The sequence below is a fragment of the Flavobacterium sp. AK-301 genome, assembly GCF_058310215.1.
The window spans coordinates 193,582-213,458 of sequence record NZ_JBZEES010000002.1; the positions used below are offsets into that span (position 1 = coordinate 193,582).

The following is a 19,877-nucleotide window of genomic DNA, read 5'->3' on the forward strand; positions in this document are numbered from 1 at the left end:
GAATACTGAATACTGAGTACTGAATACTGAATACTGAGTACTGAGTACTGTGAATGAATATTTTATATTTTTTTTGGCTACTAAACAAATTTACCTACTCGTAGTAATGTAGGAAAAACGATTGTTTTCTTTTCCTGATTACCCCAGTTTTCCTCAAGTTGTTTTTCAATAAAAGTAACCGGGCTCTGTCCTTTATCCTTTATATAGTGCTGTACCGCAGACCAAGTCGATAAATAGCCTTTCAACTGTTCAATATTCCAGGAATAACTTCTTTTCAGCGAAGGAGTAGGTATTTCGTTAAAAGGAAAAGGTATAGTCTGATATTTTTCTTCAACATAGCGACGTTCAGTATCCCAGTAAGGTTTCACAATAGTAGTATATAATTCAGAAATAACAGCATCAGTAGCCTCATCTATTCGCATCATTTCATAACCGATGACAGCAAGTATTCCATCCGGTTTTAAAATACGCTTTACCTCAGTATAAAAAGCATCAAAATTAAACCAGTGAATTGCCTGTGCAACTGTAATCAGATCAAAACTATGATCCAGAAAAGGTGTTTTTTCAGCAGGAGAGACCTGATAGAAAATATTCTCTTTTTTAAAAGCATTATCCAGTTGTTTCTGACTGATATCTGTCGCATCCACACGATCAAAAAACAAAGACAGCTCCTTTGCTACCTGACCGTTTCCAGTACCACAATCCCACGCTCTTCCATGATTAGTAGTATTTTTTTTCAGAAAATCATATACCTCAGCAGGATAATCCGGTCTAAATTTAGCATATTCTTTCGATTGTGTTGAGAAATTATCTTTCATATTTTTTTGTTTAAAGTTTTTTTAAGGTTAAAAGTCTTAAAGGAAGTTCAAAGGTTCAGAGATTAAAAAAGGTTCAGAGTTTCAGAACGGTTTCCACAAAGCCCTTTGAACCTCTTTTACTTTACAACTTCTTACCCTCTGCTACAAAACTATCAATTATTCACTAAAAACTCCTGAGGTCTTTTACCAACTAATTTATAAAAATTATTACTAAAAGTAGGAACACTTTCATAACCCACTTTATAAGTTACACTACTTACATTTTCACCCTTATGTCCCAGTAGTTCAATTGATTTAATAATTCGGATAGTCTTTAAGTATTTCGCCATTGACATTCCCATTTCCTTTTTAAAAAGTCTTTGTAAAGTACGAGTAGTCATATTATATTTCTCAGATATAGTAGTCAGGCTGATATCCTGATCTAGAGAATTCATCAGATAATTTGTAATAGAGATCAGTTGAGGATGCTTAGGAACAGGAATAACCAGAGGCAATGATTCATTACAAAAGCTAGGAAGACTACTTAATATTGCCTGCAAAAAGAATGTTTCTTCCATATTATACCCTTTAGATCTGGACCAGCGTTCAGAATACAAGATCATTTCCCGTAATACATCAGGAACCTTAAAAACATTGATTTCTGAAAAAAAAGAATCAACAGGAGCTTTTATGGTAAAGAAAATAGAACGAAAAAAACCTTCATCCGTAGGACAGGAAGTTTTATGTATAATATCCGACGGTATCCAGGCACAGTGATGCGCCGGTAGTAAAAAACTTTTTTTATCCGTAGAAAGATACTGCATTCCCTGTTCCACATACAGCAGTTGCCCTTTATGATGAGAATGCCAGTCCGTTGTAAAATTCCATTGACTTTCATGCAGGACATAAGTCTCTTTTTCGATCTGATCGATAATTAGATCACATTCACCTGGATTCACCTCTTTTCTCATTTGTCGTTTAAGAATATTTATTTGTCTAAATTAGACAAAATAGTAATAAGATAGTAATTGTATCTTTGTAAAATATTTTAAAATAATTTTTGATAAATATTTAGATAATGATAAAGACCATTCAATTAACCGTTTTAATTCTGTTAACTATGTCCGTACAGACGAAAAGTTTAGCTAATACAGCTACCGATAAAGCAAAAGTGTTAGTACTGTTCCACTCAGAAACCGGAGGGACCTATAAACTGGCCCTTGCCGTAGCAGAAGGAATCAATCAGTATCCCAATACAGAAGCAGTTTTGAAAAGAATTCCAACATTAGGAACTACTAAAACCACAACAAAAGCATTTGATAAATATCCTGTTGCAACAATAAGTGAATTAGCTGATTATGATGGAATTGCTTTTGGAAGTCCCGTAAATTTTGCCAATATCAGTGCAGATATGCATGTGTTTTTTAATCAGACCATTGACATCTGGACCAGCAGAAAATTACAAGGAAAACCCACAACCATATTTATGTCCGCAGGATCAGGAGCAGGCAAAGAAGCCGCTATATTAAGTTTCTGGAACCGATTGGCATTACATGGAATGATAATCGTTCCCACAGGTCTGTTGGCAACAGAAACAATAGACAATACAATACCACAAGGAAACACCCCTTTCGGAGCATCCTCATTAGCAGGAGCAGGAGGAGAGCGACCTTCCGTTTCAGAACTGAATGTGGCACGTGCACAAGGAGAGGCCTTAGCAAGAGTTGCAAACGCTTTACGTTCCACAACTTTTGCAAACAAACCTTTAAATGATACCGTAAAAACAAAAACAATGGCAAATGTAAATACACAGCTAAAAAAAAATAATATTATTCTGCCCGAGGCTCCAAAACCCGTAGGGAACTACGTACCTTATGTTGTTTCAGAAGGTAAAGTATACATCAGCCAAGTTGCTCTGCTGAATGGAAAAGTGTTACATGCAGGTAAAATAGGTGTTGACATAACCGAAGAGCAGGCAAAAGAAGCTACCTGTCAGACGATGTTGAATGTACTTGCCGTTTTAAAAGAAGCAACTAACGGAGATCTGAATAAAGTAAAACGCGTAGTACAATTAACCGGGTTTTTCTATACAGGAGAAGGATATACAAACCATGCCGGTTTAATGAACAGCGCCTCCGACCTGGCAGTAAAAGTATTTGGAGAAAAAGGAAAACATGCCCGTGCCACAATAGGTGCAGTATCTTTACCCTTAAATTCCCCAGTAGAAATTCAGGCTGTTTTTGAAATAGAATAAACAAGAGTTTCAGGACGGCAAAGAAAGTTCAGAAACACAGAAGCATATTATTATTATATAAAACCACAATTCCATGGAATTGTGGTTTTATTTTTTTATCTTTAAACATATTTTTATGTTAAATCACTTATAGATTTAACAGCATTTCATTTATAAAACAGATATTCTTCTAATCGGTAGTTTTATGTGAACCGATTCGAATATAAGTGACAATGCTGTTTTTATAATAACTTTTATAGAATGAGTAAGTACCAAATAAAAAAAGCAGACGAATTAAATAATTTTGAGATTCAGGAAATATTGATTGCCTGGGATGTAGGAGAGTGGAAAAATATGTCCGTAGAAGTTTTCAGAAATACTTTCAAAAATTCAGAATTTCATTTATTGATATCCGATACAGCAGAACTCCTTTCCATAGGTCGTCTAAATTTTAATTTTAAAGTAAAAATAGCCCTTCAAATTCATCAGTTTGCAGAATTTGTAGGTTTTGTTTCAATAAAAAAGAATAAAGGATACGGAACAAAACTTTTAAATAAGATCATAAAAAATCTAAAAGAACGAAAGATAGAAGCCATTGGCTTTTCCGAGACCGAAGTAAGAGATTTCTATGAAAAAGCAGATCTTATCGTTTTTCATAATAAAGCAAAATTTGTAAAAGAATATTACAGGAATAAATGGGTCGTTTCAGAAGATGATGATATCTTTAATCTTTCCCTTTCTCAGAAAAATATAAAATTATTTAGAGACCTGAGTAATTCCAGTTATGCAGAATTAATTCCCTGATTTTTAAGCCTGTTCAAAGCCCAATGTTGAAAGTGTTCAGTCACAGTACTCAGTATACAAAACAATTTTGCATAAATCTTTGCGTCCATTGCAGTTAAAGACATTTACAATATAGTTGCAAAGGTTCAGAGTACCCTGTTTTCAGAGTAGTTCCGAACCTTTGTTTTCTCTGATTCTTTCAGTTTTTGTATCTGTATTGAACCATAGTATTAAAAACAACTTTGCATCCATTGCGGTTAAAGATATTTTAAGACAAAACATCATGTATTTCCGTTACTTTATCAAATACACTCTTAGCAAAAGGACATAGCGGAATAATCTTAAGGTTATTTTTCCTTGCATATTCCACAGCCCCCATAACCAATTTTTTACCAACACCCCTTCCTGAAAAATCAGGATTTACCTCCGTATGGTCAATAATGAATTTATCCGAACCAGCCCAGGTATAAGTCATTAATCCAGCCTCATTACCTTCCTCAGTAGCTTTAAAAAACCCTTTTTTAATATCATTAAATTGTTCTATTTTCATAGTTATTATTAGTTGATAGTTATTTAATTGATAGTTTTGGTAAAATGTTATTAGTAGCTCAGCTACCCCTAAATTCTTCTATAGTTTTTGTGAATAAGCCTCTGAACCTTTACAACTTTAAGACATTAGACTTTCGACTATATTATTTCAGTTTAAAATTACTACTTTGTTCCGGAAGCGGTATAAATCCCGTTTCCCCCGGAACCTTAGGGAATTTTTGTTCCGTCCAGTTGATTTTAGCCTCCTCAATAGTCTCCCTGTCTGAGGCAACAAAATTCCAGTAAATGATACGTTCCTCAGGAAAAGGCTCTCCTCCAAAGATATATAAAGTTGTATTTTCAGCTATTTCAAACTCACAGAGTTTAGCATTCTTTGCGATCAGAATATGTTTCGGCTCATACGTATTACCATCACTCGTGATATTGCCTTCCAGGATATACAGAGCACTTTCCCCATACAGGTCCTTTCCCAGATTGATAATTTGACGTTCCTTACTTTTTATTTCAATAAAATACAGCGGACTATATACAGGAACCGGAGATTTTTTGCCAAAAGCCTCGCCCGCAATCAGTTTAAAAGAAATAGTATTATCCGTCCAGGTTGGTATATCCTCTTCCGAAGCATGATAAAAAGAAGGCTCCATTTTTTCCAGTTCCTTCGGTAGAGCTACCCAGATTTGAAGACCATGCAATACCTTATCCGAAGTTCTCAGATACTGAGGCGTTCTTTCAGAATGCACAATTCCTTTCCCTGCCGTCATCCAGTTGACTTGTCCCGGTTTTATTTCAATTTCCGTCCCCAGACTATCCTTATGCATGATACTTCCCTCAAAAAGAAAAGTAAGCGTAGAAAGCCCGATATGTGGATGCGGTCCCACATCCAGATTCTGATAATCCTTTAAGTGCGTAGGTCCCATATGATCAATAAAAGCAAAAGGACCCACCGTTCTTTTTTCCCTGAAAGGAAGAAGACGTCCAACCAGAAAGTTCCCGATGTCTGCCGGACGTTCCTCAATTATTAATTTTACATTTGACATAGTATTTTATTTAGGTTTATTAATCTTCCAAATATCCGAATTTCCCCAGATTAACATCATTAAAAGCCTCAATAATTTCCTCTTTCGTATTCATTACAAAAGGACCATGCGATGCGATTGGTTCCTGAATCGGTTCCCCGCTCATAACCAGAACAATCGCGTTTTCAGTAGCTTCAATTGTAAATTCTTCCCCTTCATTTTTAAATAATATAAGATGATCGGTCAGAACCATTTCCATATTATTTACCTTAACAGTACCTTCCACGATCAGAACAGCAGTATTATAATGAGCCGGAAAACTAAAGCTGACAATAGCACCCTTATTTAATCTGGCATTCTGTAAATGAACAGGAGTAAACGTAGAAGCAGTCCCTTTTACACCATTATATTCTCCCGCAATAACCTCAATTACACCATTATGATTCGGAAGAGTATATTTACTGATTTGTTCATTTTTAATCCCCTGATATTTAGGTTTCGACATTTTGTCCTTTGCAGGAAGATTTACCCAAAGCTGAACCATCTGAAAATCACCACCTTTTTTACTAAATTCCTGTTCATGGTATTCCTTATGCAATACTCCCGAAGCCGCTGTCATCCATTGCACATCACCCTGTCCGATAACGCCGCTGTTCCCGGAGCTGTCATGATGCGCAACACTGCCGTGATAAGCAATCGTAACCGTTTCAAAACCTCTGTGCGGATGCACACCCACACCTCTCCGTTCATTCGTTGGCGGAAAGTAAAATTTAGAATTATAGTCCAATAAAATAAAAGGGTTCATTCTTTTCATATCCATATGATATCCGCCCGGGATAAAGTTATGTACTCTAAAACCATCCCCAACCATATGTGGTCTCGGCGGCGCAGCTACTAATTCTATTTTTTTAGTTTTCATATTGTATATATTTTATTTATTAACCAAAATTACTTATTATAAAAAAGTTGTGCATTGATGTAAGATAAGAAATCAATGCGGTTAAAATTTTTTCTGGTAAGTTTCTTTCTTATCCTACTTAATTATCAAATTCCAATCGTTCGTTACGGAGAGATTAATCTTAAATCAAAGGTCTATGACCTTTGTTGTTAGAAATGTTTTCGAATCTGATTCAATACATTTTAAAACCATTAAAAATAGAGTATTTACTAAATATATATTTTATTTTAATGATTTAAGTTTTTACTCGTTAAAAAATACATTAAAAAAGTATTTTATTTCTACATTTAGAAACTAATATGTTAATTATGTTGATAAAAGTTTTTGGAAGTGCAGTTTTTGGAGTAGAAGCCACAACGATCACTGTAGAAGTGAATATAGATAAAGGAATAGGATATCATTTAGTAGGTTTGCCCGATAATGCCATTAAAGAAAGCAGTTTCAGAATTGCCGCCGCTTTAACCAATAATAGTTATAAAATGCCCGGTAAAAAGATTACTATTAATATGGCACCTGCCGATTTACGAAAAGAAGGTTCCGCTTACGATCTGACGCTAGCAATAGGTATTCTTACAGCTTCAGGGCAAATAAAAGCGGAAGCAGTAGCACAATATATCATTATGGGAGAATTGTCCCTTGATGGAAGTTTGCAGCCCATTCGTGGTGCCTTACCAATCGCCGTTAAAGCAAAAGAAGAAGGTTTTAAAGGTTTCTTCCTTCCGATACAGAATGTAAAAGAAGCCGCAATAGTAGATGGGCTCGAAGTATATGGAATAGAGAATTTACAACAAATCATAGACTTTTTTAGGGGTAAAAATTCCATAGAACCAACTGTAATTGATACCAGAGAAGAGTTTTATAAAACACTCGATTTCCCTGAATTTGATTTTTCAGATGTTAAAGGACAAGAATCCATTAAACGTTGTATGGAAATTGCAGCAGCAGGAGGACATAATATTATACTGATAGGACCACCCGGATCAGGTAAAACGATGCTCGCAAAACGTTTGCCCAGTATTTTACCACCCATGACCTTACACGAAGCCTTAGAAACCACAAAAATTCATAGTGTAGTAGGCAAGATCAAAGAATCCGGATTAATGAATCAGAGACCTTTTCGGAATCCACATCATACCATATCAGACGTAGCATTAGTAGGAGGAGGGACCTATCCGCAGCCAGGAGAAATTTCTATGGCACACAACGGAGTTTTATTTCTGGATGAGTTACCGGAATTTAAGCGAAGCGTTCTTGAAGTGATGCGTCAGCCACTTGAAGACAGAGAAGTAACCATTTCAAGAGCAAAATTTACAGTTACTTATCCTTCCTCGTTCATGTTAGTAGCTAGTATGAATCCAAGTCCCGGAGGATATTTTAATGACCCGGATGCCCCTGTTACCTCGTCACCTCATGAAATGCAACGATATTTAAGTAAAATTTCAGGTCCCTTATTAGATCGTATTGATATTCATATTGAAGTAACCCCCGTACCATTTGAAAAATTATCCAATACAGAAAAAGCAGAGAGTAGTATAAAGATTAGAGAACGGGTTACTAAAGCAAGAGAAATTCAGACTAGGCGTTTTGAAGACAATCAGAATATCCATTATAATGCACAGATGAATACCAAGCAGATTAGAGAATACTGCGATCTGGATTTAGTTTCAAAAGAACTACTAAAAACAGCAATGGAGCGTTTAAATCTTTCTGCCCGTGCCTATGATCGGATTTTAAAAGTTGCCCGAACCATAGCCGATCTCGAAGTCTCAGAAGAAGTAGTTTCGTCACATATATCCGAAGCAATACAATATCGCAGTCTCGATAGAGAAGGGTGGCTGGGATAAATAGAGGAAGGAAGTTACAAAGGGTCAGAGTATTTTACAGAAAATACTCTGACCCTTTGCATTTAAGATTTTAAAACCTTCGCCTTTATGACTGAATTCACTCTAAACAATCAATGTCTTTTAAAATGATAGTACTATTATCAAAATTTAAGGTTTTGATATCTTTAAATAGTAGTTTTCCATTTTTTTCTTCCATTTCACCATGTCCTTCGATCAGATTATTCCCTTGCTGTTTAAAAGCGACTTGTCGGATAGAAGTTGTTCCCTCTGACTTAAAAGTATAATTTGCAATTAATATATCTCCTTCAAAAGCACCTTCAAATGTTCCATGATTACTGTCTTTCTCGTATAATTTATAAGAAAGTTGTCCGCTGATATCATTATTATTATTGTTTAGATGCATTGCTATAGTATCTTTATTTACAGTATATTGATAGCATTCCGAAACACTGATTTCAGTTAAAGGAATTTCAACAGGAGTATTAAGTAAAATAGGTTCTTTAGTTGTTGTATCTTTACAAGAAGTTAATAATCCGGTAATAAGAACAAAAAACAAAATATTATTTTTCATAAATATTATTTTTGGTTTATGAAACTAAAGATATAAAATAATTTCTACAGAAAATATTTTTTAGTTTTTTTTGTTAAAAAAATATCTTATGATATTTATAAATTGAAATAATATTATATAAATGTATTTTTTTTTATATCTGAATATGATTAAACTTGAATTATTATGTCTATTGTCCAAAGACAATAAATGAAAAAGATCTATCAGCGCCATCACCCACATCATTTCCTGTTTTTATATGTATTTCGTTGTTACTCATAAAAGCGATTTGAGTATTATCAATAGTACTTACTTGTAGGCCGGGAGTATCAAAACTTGGTTTTTCTCCATTTTTTATATATCCGGAATAAGGGTCACCATACGTATCAACCATAGTAACAGAAGCTCCATAAATCATAGTAAAAGGAGTATCAAATATAATTTTATAATAGCCGGTTTTAGTTTGTGAAATTTTATAACCGATTCCCCTTGTAATCATTATTCCCCCTCTAGGGCTAATAGCTAGTTTATTCTCATCTGTTTTAGGAACGTTTGTAGTAATAGTTCCAAACCTTAAACCTATTGTTCCTCCTAAAAAATGAGTAGTATTTTCTATTGTTGTTTTTTCTGTTTTTTGTATTTCTCCATTTTGATCTATAGTTAATAACATATTAGTTTGCTCATTCTCTTCTTCAACACTTCGAATAATAACATTGCCATTAATATCCAGTGTAGCATTTGGAGACTGTGTGTTGATACCCACCGTTGATGTTTGTGCAGAAATGGTGTTGCCAATTAATATAAATAATATTAAATAGAATTTTCTATAGGTTTCTTTTAGAGTCATGTTTTATCTTGTTATATTTAAAATTTTAATTAATAATTTTTTTATAGTTTCCTGTTTTATATAGAGAAAACTTTAATTTTAATTTATTAACAAAAATAGCAAAGTGATTTTTTTCTTCTGTAACAGTTGTTACAGTTATGAGTTCTATAGTTAATTGTATAAAAAATGCGATTATTAAGATTTTTTAAAATAGATAATTAAAAAATATAAAAAATAAAACATTTAATCTGAATTCGGTTTAAGTAGTTTGTAAAACGAATTGGTTAGTTTTGAACTATTTGAAAATAAAGAGCCTGCTTTAAATTTAAAGCAGGCTTTGAGAGATGATTTTTTAAAAAGAAAAAGTAGCAGATAATTAATATTCTTAAATTATATCTTCTACAGAATCATATAATTTGTAAAAATATTTTTATAGAATAAGAAATAATTATTAAAAAGTATCTCCCAAACTAATATCTCCCGATTCAAATCCTTTTTTGAACCAGTACATACGTTTTTCAGAAGTACCATGTGTAAAAGAATCCGGAACCACCTGTCCTTGTATTTTTTTCTGAATAGCATCATCACCTACAGCATTTGCGGCGCTTAGAGCCTCTTCAATATCTCCATCTTCCAGAACACCATTCATTTTTTGGTTATAATGAGCCCAGATTCCCGCATAAAAGTCTGCCTGTAACTCTAACGACACAGAAAGCTTATTGCCTTGAATCGTATTTGTTTTTTGCTGTAATTGATGTACTTTACCCGATGTTCCCAGAAGATTTTGTACATGATGTCCTATTTCATGCGCAATAACATAAGCAATAGCAAAATCACCTCCTTTCGCTCCGAACTGGTTTTGTAATTCCTCAAAAAAACTAAGATCCATATATACTTTCTGATCTGCAGGGCAGTAAAAAGGACCCGACGCAGAACTGGCTCCACCACAGGCAGACTGTACCGTTCCACGGAACAGTACCAGAGTTGGTTCCTTATATTTTAATCCGTTATCAGCAAATATTTTGGTCCAGACATCCTCCGTATCCGCAAGAACAACACCAACATATTCCCCCATTTTCTGTTCTTTCACAGTTAATGGCGTATCAGAATTTTCAGTTTGATTATTGTTGTTAAGCATCTGTTGTTGCACCTGTTCCAGTAACTGAGAAGAATCTCCTCCCATAAACAGATTAATAAGCAAAATAATGATACCGATGGCACCACCGCCTATAGCTACTTTTCCACCCGAAGATACCCTTCTGCGATCCTCTACATTACCACTTTGTCTGCGACCTTCCCATTTCATAATTATATGATTTTAGTATTATTTTAAAATAGAATTTATTCGAAACCTTCCGGTGAAGCACCTATTTCGTCAATACTGTCTTTTTCATCAAATCCAACAGCCTCACTATAGATCATATACTGAGCAGAATATACAATTGGCATTGTAAAAAAGATTCCGATACAAAAAGCGATCAGACCAACCATTGCCAGAAGCCCGCTCAGCATCATTAACAGCAGTATAACCCAGAGTTGTTTCATAACAACAGTATAACTGCTCTGGATTGCCTGTACCGCAGTAAGATTTCCAAATATAATAAGAGGGATCATCATCAGAGTACACAATTGTATAAAATAGCTGATAAGAGTTCCCAGAATCGGGATATGAGCAATTTCCAGTATTGAGGTCAGACAGAGATTAAAACTGGTAATAAGAATAGTAGCCAGTATAATGTGTTTCAGATACTTGCTTTTATAATGACTGAATAACAGAGGAAAAGTAAAACTTTTACCCGTTGCCGCATGATGTGCCATTTCAAAAATACCCGCTGTAAAAGGCGCTGTAAAAGCTGAAATAAGAATCATAAATACTAAATAAATAATAAGAGCATTACTTGATAAATTTGTAATACTTTCAAAACCAACCAGGCTTTGACCTAAAGATTCGATTCCTATCGTCATCTGAATGATGCCTATAATAATACCCGCTAAAGTAAAAGAGATCAGTAAAAATCCTAATCCCGCAAGCAGAGTTATTTTTTTAAAATTTTCAAAAGTTTTTGAAATAAGGTTGTCCAGATTTAAAGAATAACCATTTTGCTTTATTTCTTCAATTTTATCTTCAGTTGTTTTCATACGTAAGAATAATTCTTTTTTGCGAAAGTAAGAAATGTTAAGATAGTTTTAAAATAAAACAATATTTTTAAAAGATTTATACTTTTAGAGTATTCCAGATCACATCAGATGGAGTAGGAGCCGTAATTTCTAAAATCTCTTTACTTACAGGATGAGTAAATATCAGTTTTCGGGCATGAAGATGTATCCCTCCATCCGGATTACTGCGGTCAAAGCCATATTTAAGATCCCCCTTTATAGGAGAGCCAATTACAGATAGTTGCGCTCTAATTTGATGATGCCTTCCAGTATGCAGATCGATTTCCAGAGCAAAATAATTATTCAGTTCCTTTATTATTCTGTAATCCAGACTTGCCGGTTTACTGCCCGGAACCTCTTTGACATGTGCTTTTGAAGTATTGTTTTTTTCATTTCTTTTTAAAAAATGAATAAGAGTATCCTGAATTTTCGGAGGTCTGTTCTTTACGATTGCCCAATATGTTTTTTTGGTCTCCCTGTTTTTGAACAGTTCATTCAGTCGGCTCAGCGCCTTAGAAGTTTTGGCAAAAACAACAATACCGGAAGTAGGTCGGTCTAAACGGTGTACAACACCCAAAAATACCTCTCCCGGTTTATTATATTTTTCTTTAATGAATTCTTTAACTACTTCGCTAAGCGGTTTGTCTCCGGTTTTGTCTCCCTGAACTATATCACCAACACGTTTGTTAATTACAATAATATGATTATCCTCATGAAGGATCTGAAGATTATTTTTTGTAGAAAGTATTTTCATTAATGTATAATCAAAAGTGATGAACCTGTATTAATACTGTTCATTTTCATTAGGAAAATTAACAGCCTTGACGTCAGCTGCATACTTAGAAATAGCAGCCGTCATTTCTTCAAATAAGTTCATATATCTTCTTAAGAATCTCGGGCTGAACTCGTTATTCATTCCCAGCATATCATGAATAACCAAAACCTGACCATCAACACCGTTTCCTGCACCAATTCCGATCGTAGGAATAGAAATACTTTCTGCCACTTTTTTAGCAAGATCAGCCGGTATTTTTTCAAGAACTATAGCAAAACAACCTAATTTCTCAAGTAGTTTAGCATCATCAATTAATTTTTCCGCTTCAGCTTCCTCTTTAGCTCTTACCGTATACGTTCCAAATTTATAGATAGATTGCGGAGTTAATCCCAAGTGACCCATTACCGGTATTCCCGCATTCAAGATACGTTTGATGGATTCTTTGATTTCCCTTCCTCCTTCTAATTTAACAGCATGCCCACCGCTTTCCTTCATAATTCTGATAGAAGAACGCAACGCCTCTTTCGGATCAGACTGATAGCTCCCAAAAGGCAGATCGACTACTACCAGAGCTCTCAGAGTTGCCCTTACCACACTTGAAGCATGATAGATCATTTGGTCAAGAGTGATTGGAAGTGTTGTTTCATGTCCTGCCATTACATTAGAAGCTGAATCTCCTACCAATATAGCATCAATACCTGCACCATCTACAATCTTTGCCATAGTAAAATCATAAGCAGTAAGCATGGAGATTTTCTCTCCTCGGGCTTTCATATCAATTAGTGATTTTGTAGTGATTCTTTTGTAATCTTTTGTTGCTGTTGACATAATTTATACTGTTATTTTTTAATAAATCGAGTTTGTAAAGGTAATAAAATTGTTTAGGTACTTTAAAATTATAATAAAAGTACTTTTTTAGAATTAGGTTGACAAATATAGTATTAATAATATATAATTTTAACAATCAGACAGATTAACAGCCACAGCAAGCCCTCCCTCGGAGGTTTCCTTATATTTATTATTCATGTCTTTTGCTGTTTCCCACATTGTATTAACGACTTTATCCAGAGGGACTTTAGCATTTTTAGGATCTGTTTCCAGTGCCAGTTCAGCAGCGTTGATTGCCTTTATTGCACCCATAGTATTCCGTTCAATACAGGGAATCTGAACCAGACCACCAATAGGATCACATGTAAGTCCTAAATGATGTTCCATTGCGATTTCCGCTGCTATTAAGACCTGTTCCGGAGTTCCCCCCATTAATTCGGTCAGTGCACCTGCAGCCATAGCAGAAGAGACGCCTATTTCTGCCTGACAACCGCCCATGGCAGCAGATATAGTAGCTCCTTTTTTAAAGATGCTGCCAATTTCTCCGGCAACTAATAGGAATTGTTTAATTTGTTTTTCATTCGCTTCATGATTCTCAATCACTAAATAATACATCAGAACAGCCGGAATAACTCCCGCGCTGCCATTCGTAGGTGCTGTCACAACACGTCCTAAAGCAGCATTTACTTCATTGACTGCCAGAGCAAAACAGCTTACCCATTTTAATATTTGTCTGAATTTTACTTCTGTTAATCGGATGTTCTGTAACCAGGACTGTGGATTTTCATAAGGTAGGACACCAATTAGATTTTTATGAATGTCATAAGCTCTGCGTCTCACATTGAGTCCTCCCGGTAAGATCCCTTCTGAGTGACAGCCTATATACATACATTCCAGCATCGTATTCCAGATACGCATTAATTCAGTATGAATTTCTTCCTCAGAGCGCATTGATTTTTCATTCTCATACACAATTTCAGAGATTGTTTTATTTTCTTTTCGGGTATATTCCAGTAGTTGTGTTGCTTTATCAATTGGAAAAGGAAAAGTATATTTAATCTCTTCATTATCTGTAGAATGTGCTAGCTCCTCTTTTATAACAAATCCACCCCCTATAGAATAAAAGGTAGAAGTGATCTCCCTGTCAGAAGTATAGGCTGTAAAACGAAATCCATTAGAGTGGAACGGAAGGAAATTTTTATTAAAAATAATATCCTGTTCAGGATCAAAAGAAATAATGATCTCATTTCCCAGAAAGATTTCTTTTTTATTATTGATTGCTGTAATAATGACATCAATACTTTCTACCGGAATATATTCGGGATCTGCACCACTTAATCCCAGCATTACCGCCAGATCAGTAGCATGTCCTTTACCCGTTAATGATAAAGAGCCGTACAGGTCAATCTGAATCCTGTTAATATGATCAATCAGCCCTTCAGAACGAAGTTCTTTCAGGAACTTTTCAGCACCGCGCCAAGGTCCCAGTGTGTGGGAGCTTGAGGGACCGATACCTATTTTTAACATATCAAAAACAGAAATACATTCCATAGTAATGAGATAAATTTATAAAACAAAGATATACAAATAATGGTTTTTCTTGTTTAAGGTTTAAAAAGTTTAAGATTTAAAGCTAGCAGAACAATGAATATCGTGAATTGTTTTTTTTAGATGTCATGTTGTCATATTTTTTTCCGTCAAAAGTATTGCAAACTGACATTTTACTCCCTGTCTTCCTCTATGGCATAATGATTGTCTAAGTGTTTCCAGAGTCGTTAAATGATAATTAAAAGTAAAACTAAAATATAAATAAAATGGGTAAAATAATTGGAATTGATTTAGGTACTACAAACTCTTGTGTTTCCGTAATGGAAGGAAATGAGCCGGTAGTTATTCCTAATGCTGAAGGACAGAGAACAACACCTTCAATCATTGCTTTCGTAGAAGGCGGAGAAATAAAAATTGGAGATCCTGCAAAAAGACAGGCTGTAACCAATCCAACTAAAACAATCGCTTCTATTAAACGTTTCATGGGAAATAAATTCTCTGAATCAGCTAATGAAATTAAACACGTACCTTATAAAGTAATAAAAGGAGATAACGATACGCCACGCGTTGACATCGACGGTCGTTTATATACTGCTCAGGAATTATCAGCTATGATCCTTCAGAAAATGAAGAAAACAGCAGAAGATTACTTAGGACAGGAAGTAACAGAAGCAGTTATTACTGTTCCGGCTTATTTTAATGACGCACAACGTCAGGCTACCAAAGAAGCCGGTGAAATTGCAGGTCTTAAAGTAAGAAGAATTATTAACGAACCTACAGCTGCTGCATTAGCTTACGGACTTGATAAAGGAGGAAGAGATCACAAAATTGCAGTATACGATTTAGGTGGTGGTACTTTTGATATTTCTATCCTTGAATTAGGAGACGGTGTATTTGAAGTATTATCTACAAACGGAGATACACATTTAGGTGGTGATGATTTCGATCAGGTAATCATTAACTGGTTAGCAGATGAATTTAAAGCAGAAGAGTCTATTGATTTACGTTTAGACCCAATGGCTTTACAACGTTTAAAAGAAGCTGCTGAAAAAGCAAAAATAGAATTATCCGCTGCTACACAAACAGAAATCAACTTACCGTATGTAACTGCTACAGCATCAGGACCAAAACACTTGGTAAAAACATTAACAAGAGCAAAATTCGAGCAGTTAGCAGCTGATTTGGTAAGACGTTCTATGTTACCATGTGAAAAAGCGTTAAAAGACGCAGGTGTTTCTAAATCTGATATTGACGAAGTAATCTTAGTAGGTGGTTCAACACGTATTCCGAGAATTCAGGAAGAAGTAGAAAAATTCTTTGGTAAAAAACCGTCAAAAGGAGTAAATCCCGATGAAGTTGTTGCCGTAGGAGCTGCAATTCAAGGTGGAGTATTATCAGGAGATGTAAAAGACGTATTATTGTTAGACGTTACACCTTTATCTTTAGGTATCGAAACTATGGGTGGTGTATTCACTAAATTAATTGAGTCTAATACAACTATTCCAACGAAGAAATCGCAAGTATTCTCTACAGCAGCAGATAACCAGCCATCCGTTGAGATCCATGTATTACAAGGAGAAAGACCAATGGCAACAGACAATAATACAATAGGACGTTTCCACTTAGACGGACTTCCGCCGGCGCAAAGAGGAGTACCTCAGATTGAAGTAACTTTTGATATTGATGCGAATGGTATTATCAAAGTATCTGCTACAGACAAAGGTACAGGGAAATCTCATGATATCCGCATCGAAGCTTCTTCAGGACTAACACCGGAAGAAATAGAGAAAATGAAAAAAGAAGCAGAATTAAATGCTGATGCAGATAAAATTGCAAAAGAAAAAGTAGACAAACTGAATGAAGCAGACAGTATGATCTTCCAGACGGAAAGTCAGTTGAAAGAATTCGGAGATAAACTATCCGATGCAAACAAACAACCGATAGAAGCAGCTCTTGTTGAGTTGAAAACAGCATATGAAACAAAAGATGTTGCTACCATTCAGCCTGCTTTAGACAAAATCAATGAAGCGTGGAAAGTAGCTTCAGAAGAGATGTACAAACAAGGAGAAGCCCAGGGCGGTGCACAACAAGCACAACCGGAAGGTGGAGAACAGGCTCAGGGAGATAATGTTCAGGATGTAGATTACGAAGAAGTAAAATAATACTTCAAAGTTTATAGATGTAAAAATGCCCCTTTTTGGGGCGTTTTTCTTTTTATATAATATAAGGGTCTCGGAGTATAATATCTGAATGAAATTTGGGTAGAAAGCGACAGGTTCAAACTATTTAACCATAAAACAATCAAATAATCTAAAACTGACTCTTAATGACCCCTCTTTTTTTTTACTTTGTCTATTTGATTTTGATTCCTTTGCATTTTTTATCTTAAATAATTTTTAAATTTTAGGTTAACTGAAAATACATGATAAATAATATTTTAAAAAACGGCTTATTTATAGCAATCTGTCTCTTAGTAAATAGTCTGTTTGTGCAAGGGCAGACGATACAACTTGATTTCCCTCATTTTGCTGGAAAGAAGTATGATTTCTGGCTGATACAGGGAGATAAAAAAGATACTATTGCAACAGGTGTTTTAGATAAGAAAGGAAAAACCACACTTCATATACCCGCTAAATATAAAGGTTATATCGGAATGTCTCAATGGATGCTTGCCGAAGGTGGCGGTCTGGATATGGTTATTACAAATGAGAGTTTTAGTGTAGGGTCAAAAGAAGCAGAGCCAAATGAAACTAACATTATTTATACCCGATCAGCAGAAAATCAGTTCTTAACAGAACAACACCGGAAACAGCAAATGATTTTTCAGAAAATCAATATTCTGAGCGGTGCAGTTCAGGTATATGATACTAAAGATTCTCTTTTTTCTGTTTTTGAAAAAGAACTGAAAAAGCAAGAGAAAAACTTTGTAATCTTACAGGAAGAAACAAGTCAAAAACCTCTTTATGCAGCCCGTTTTCGGGAGATTAGTGATTTTTTAATGGGAATTGGAGATCAGATGTATGATTCAGAGGAAAAAAGAGCAAAAGCGCTGAATCGGTTTGTTGTTGATAGAATGGATGTTAATGCAGTATATACTAGTAATAACTGGAATGATGTATGGAGCAGTTGGATAGATTTACAGCTAAACGTAATCAAGAATGATTCCTTACTACTGGCAGATACTCAAAAGATATTATCCCGTGTTTATTCCAATAAAGTTTATACTGCGTTTGCAGAGAAAATAGTTAGTTTATATATTAAATATGGTAAAGATTTGCTTTTGGATAATCTTGGAATCATTTTAAAACAATCTGAAAGACTGGAAAATCCCGGTAATAATCTGCAACGTTTAACTCGTGCAAAAATTGGAGATTCAGCCCCTGTATTAGCCGGATTAAAACAAAATTTTATCGGTGACACTACTCTTCTAATTTTTTATCAGACTGGTTGTGGTAATTGTGAAATCGAAATGCAGCAGTTAAAAGGAAATTATTCTGTTTTACAGAAAAAAGGAATTCGTCTGATCAGTATTGCTGCCGATTATGATAACCTAACCTATGAAGATAATGCAGCAGCTTTCCCATGGAAGGATAAGCTATGTGATTATAAGGGTTTTGAAGGAGAGAATTTTAAAAATTATGGAATAATAGGAACACCTACTTTTATTTTAATTGATAAAGAAGGTAGAATAACAGGTCGTTATGCTCAATTAGTAGATACAGGATTAATAAGTTCTTAATATATAAAATTAAAATACGGTTTCCTATACTTGCTTTTTAGTCTCTTATACTGACGTAATAGATGCTATGTTTGATATAACCGGTATTAAAATAAATATAAAACAACCATATTAAAAATAAATTAAACTATGAAACAAATTTTGTTATTTATTTTTTTTTTTATAGGGTGTGCCTCTTTTTCTCAGGCAGTTATTGGAAGAGATGCTATGCTAAACCCTTATGCACAATTAGAAATTGCTTCAAAGGATAAAGGAACATTAATCACTCGTGTTTCTTTAGTTAGTGATAATAGTCCGCTTCCTATTAGTGTAAGTCCAGGAGATTTGCCAGTTAGTTTATTAGTTTTTAATATTAATGATAATGCTACTAATCTGAAAAAAGGTTATCATTATTGGGATGGTAATAAATGGATTCAGCTATTAGTGACAGAAGATATTTCTTCTTCTCCATGGAATAAAGCAGGAACTACTACTAGTGCAACTCTTAATACAGATAATCTTTATCAAATGGGTAAATTAGGTATTGGGGTAAATAACCCTGTATCCAGTTTAGATATATCAGGAACAATTGCAACAAGAGAGACCATTGTAAATATAGGTAACAATAATAAAATACAATTACCAAGTAATTTTGGACAAATAGCCCTTGATAATGCTGTACAGGATTTTTCAATTCTTCCTCCTACAGAAATATCTGTTTATGGACAGCGCATAATGGTTTATAATAATACTGAGTATAAAGGAGTTTTTGAGGATGGTTATATAATCCTTCCAAAACAGGCTACAGAATTTATTCAGACTTCTTTTGGTTGGAAAAGTACTTCACCTATGATTGCTGTATCTAAAGTATATATTGGACAGGCAAATATTCCTCCTCATAATAGACATATAAAGGACTGGGATAATTCTAGTAATTCATCTTATAATACTAAAGATTGGAAAATAATCAAAAAAAACTCTGTGTCAGGAGCAAATAGCACAGCAGAAGGTCAGATAGCGACACGAATGCAATTGATATATGAATATATAGGAAAACCATTTGATCTGGAAGGGCTTCATGTGGTTCTCACGGCAGGTAATTCTTCTGATTTTTCGGATACATTTGTTCCTATATTTATGAAGGTTGAAAATGTAGCCAATAAAACAAGAATAAGTGTTACAGTATCCAGAGCTGATAAAATAGGTCAAGCTAATAATGATTGGCAAGGAAACTTTTTATTAAATATACTATTAATTAATAATTAAAAGGAAATCAGTATATTTTTTTTTAAAAT

At 34.5% G+C, this 19,877-nt stretch carries 18 protein-coding genes; 6 read left to right on the top strand and 12 right to left on the bottom strand.

The features are described 5' to 3' along the window. Positions 1 to 80: 80 nt before the first annotated feature. Both AC4FQX_RS04350 and AC4FQX_RS04355 read right to left on the bottom strand, forming a co-directional pair. Positions 81 to 818 carry a class I SAM-dependent methyltransferase gene (locus AC4FQX_RS04350; protein ID WP_491166451.1) on the bottom strand — a complete coding sequence of 246 codons (738 nt, stop codon included), beginning with the start codon at positions 816 to 818 and terminating at the stop codon, positions 81 to 83. Between the two features lie 152 nt (positions 819 to 970). After that, positions 971 to 1,768, bottom strand: a complete 798-nt coding sequence (locus tag AC4FQX_RS04355; RefSeq protein WP_491166452.1) for an AraC family transcriptional regulator — start codon at positions 1,766 to 1,768, stop codon at positions 971 to 973. Between the two features lie 107 nt (positions 1,769 to 1,875). Here AC4FQX_RS04355 and wrbA point away from each other — a divergent pair, with 107 nt between their 5' ends. Together wrbA and AC4FQX_RS04365 are read left to right on the top strand one after the other, a co-directional pair. Then, positions 1,876 to 3,051 carry an NAD(P)H:quinone oxidoreductase gene (gene wrbA / locus AC4FQX_RS04360; protein WP_491166453.1) on the top strand — a complete coding sequence of 392 codons (1,176 nt, stop codon included), beginning with the start codon at positions 1,876 to 1,878 and terminating at the stop codon, positions 3,049 to 3,051. Between the two features lie 240 nt (positions 3,052 to 3,291). Then, positions 3,292 to 3,834: a hypothetical protein gene (locus AC4FQX_RS04365; protein WP_491166454.1), complete on the top strand. Its 543-nt coding sequence runs from the start codon at positions 3,292 to 3,294 to the stop codon at positions 3,832 to 3,834. Positions 3,835 to 4,081: 247 nt separating this feature from the next. Here AC4FQX_RS04365 and AC4FQX_RS04370 read toward each other — a convergent pair whose 3' ends face one another. The 3 genes from AC4FQX_RS04370 to AC4FQX_RS04380 all read right to left on the bottom strand — a co-directional run bounded on the left by AC4FQX_RS04370 (position 4,082) and on the right by AC4FQX_RS04380 (position 6,297). Then, positions 4,082 to 4,363, bottom strand: coding sequence for a GNAT family N-acetyltransferase (locus AC4FQX_RS04370; protein WP_491166455.1), 282 nt, complete (start codon positions 4,361 to 4,363; stop codon positions 4,082 to 4,084). A gap of 142 nt (positions 4,364 to 4,505) precedes the next feature. Further along, positions 4,506 to 5,357 carry a pirin family protein gene (locus tag AC4FQX_RS04375; RefSeq protein ID WP_491166750.1) on the bottom strand — a complete coding sequence of 284 codons (852 nt, stop codon included), beginning with the start codon at positions 5,355 to 5,357 and terminating at the stop codon, positions 4,506 to 4,508. 61 nt (positions 5,358 to 5,418) lie between these two features. Beyond that, on the bottom strand, positions 5,419 to 6,297 hold the full coding sequence (locus AC4FQX_RS04380; RefSeq protein ID WP_491166456.1) for a pirin family protein: 879 nt from the start codon (positions 6,295 to 6,297) through the stop codon (positions 5,419 to 5,421). A gap of 347 nt (positions 6,298 to 6,644) precedes the next feature. Between AC4FQX_RS04380 and AC4FQX_RS04385 the strand changes: the two genes are divergently transcribed. Then, a complete protein-coding gene (locus AC4FQX_RS04385) occupies positions 6,645 to 8,180 on the top strand; it encodes a YifB family Mg chelatase-like AAA ATPase (protein WP_491166457.1) in 1,536 nt (511 codons plus the stop codon). Positions 8,181 to 8,277: 97 nt separating this feature from the next. Here AC4FQX_RS04385 and AC4FQX_RS04390 read toward each other — a convergent pair whose 3' ends face one another. The 7 genes from AC4FQX_RS04390 to AC4FQX_RS04420 form a co-directional block, all read right to left on the bottom strand. Then, entirely contained in the window at positions 8,278 to 8,751 is a 474-nt protein-coding gene (locus AC4FQX_RS04390; protein ID WP_491166458.1) for a hypothetical protein, read from the bottom strand. 169 nt (positions 8,752 to 8,920) lie between these two features. Further along, positions 8,921 to 9,577 (bottom strand): hypothetical protein, encoded by a 657-nt coding sequence (locus AC4FQX_RS04395; protein ID WP_491166459.1) that lies wholly within the window; start codon positions 9,575 to 9,577, stop codon positions 8,921 to 8,923. Between the two features lie 430 nt (positions 9,578 to 10,007). Continuing rightward, positions 10,008 to 10,862 (bottom strand): KPN_02809 family neutral zinc metallopeptidase, encoded by an 855-nt coding sequence (gene ypfJ, locus AC4FQX_RS04400; protein WP_491166460.1) that lies wholly within the window; start codon positions 10,860 to 10,862, stop codon positions 10,008 to 10,010. A 35-nt stretch (positions 10,863 to 10,897) separates the two neighbouring features. Next, positions 10,898 to 11,695, bottom strand: coding sequence for a hypothetical protein (locus AC4FQX_RS04405; protein ID WP_491166461.1), 798 nt, complete (start codon positions 11,693 to 11,695; stop codon positions 10,898 to 10,900). 76 nt (positions 11,696 to 11,771) lie between these two features. After that, entirely contained in the window at positions 11,772 to 12,467 is a 696-nt protein-coding gene (locus AC4FQX_RS04410; RefSeq protein ID WP_491166462.1) for an RluA family pseudouridine synthase, read from the bottom strand. A gap of 30 nt (positions 12,468 to 12,497) precedes the next feature. Further along, positions 12,498 to 13,316, bottom strand: a complete 819-nt coding sequence (gene panB, locus AC4FQX_RS04415) for a 3-methyl-2-oxobutanoate hydroxymethyltransferase (protein WP_491166463.1) — start codon at positions 13,314 to 13,316, stop codon at positions 12,498 to 12,500. Positions 13,317 to 13,445: 129 nt separating this feature from the next. Further along, positions 13,446 to 14,867, bottom strand: coding sequence for an L-serine ammonia-lyase (locus AC4FQX_RS04420; protein ID WP_491166464.1), 1,422 nt, complete (start codon positions 14,865 to 14,867; stop codon positions 13,446 to 13,448). Positions 14,868 to 15,130: 263 nt separating this feature from the next. On the opposite strand from AC4FQX_RS04420, the gene dnaK reads away from it, so the two are divergent. From dnaK to AC4FQX_RS04435, 3 genes are all read left to right on the top strand, one after another. Then, positions 15,131 to 17,026, top strand: coding sequence for a molecular chaperone DnaK (gene dnaK, locus AC4FQX_RS04425; protein ID WP_491166465.1), 1,896 nt, complete (start codon positions 15,131 to 15,133; stop codon positions 17,024 to 17,026). Positions 17,027 to 17,286: 260 nt separating this feature from the next. Beyond that, a complete protein-coding gene (locus tag AC4FQX_RS04430) occupies positions 17,287 to 18,603 on the top strand; it encodes a peroxiredoxin family protein (RefSeq protein ID WP_491166466.1) in 1,317 nt (438 codons plus the stop codon). A gap of 129 nt (positions 18,604 to 18,732) precedes the next feature. Beyond that, the gene (locus AC4FQX_RS04435; protein WP_491166467.1) at positions 18,733 to 19,848 is read left to right on the top strand and encodes a phage tail-like protein; all 1,116 of its coding nucleotides are present in this window, start codon (positions 18,733 to 18,735) and stop codon (positions 19,846 to 19,848) included. Positions 19,849 to 19,877: the final 29 nt, after the last annotated feature.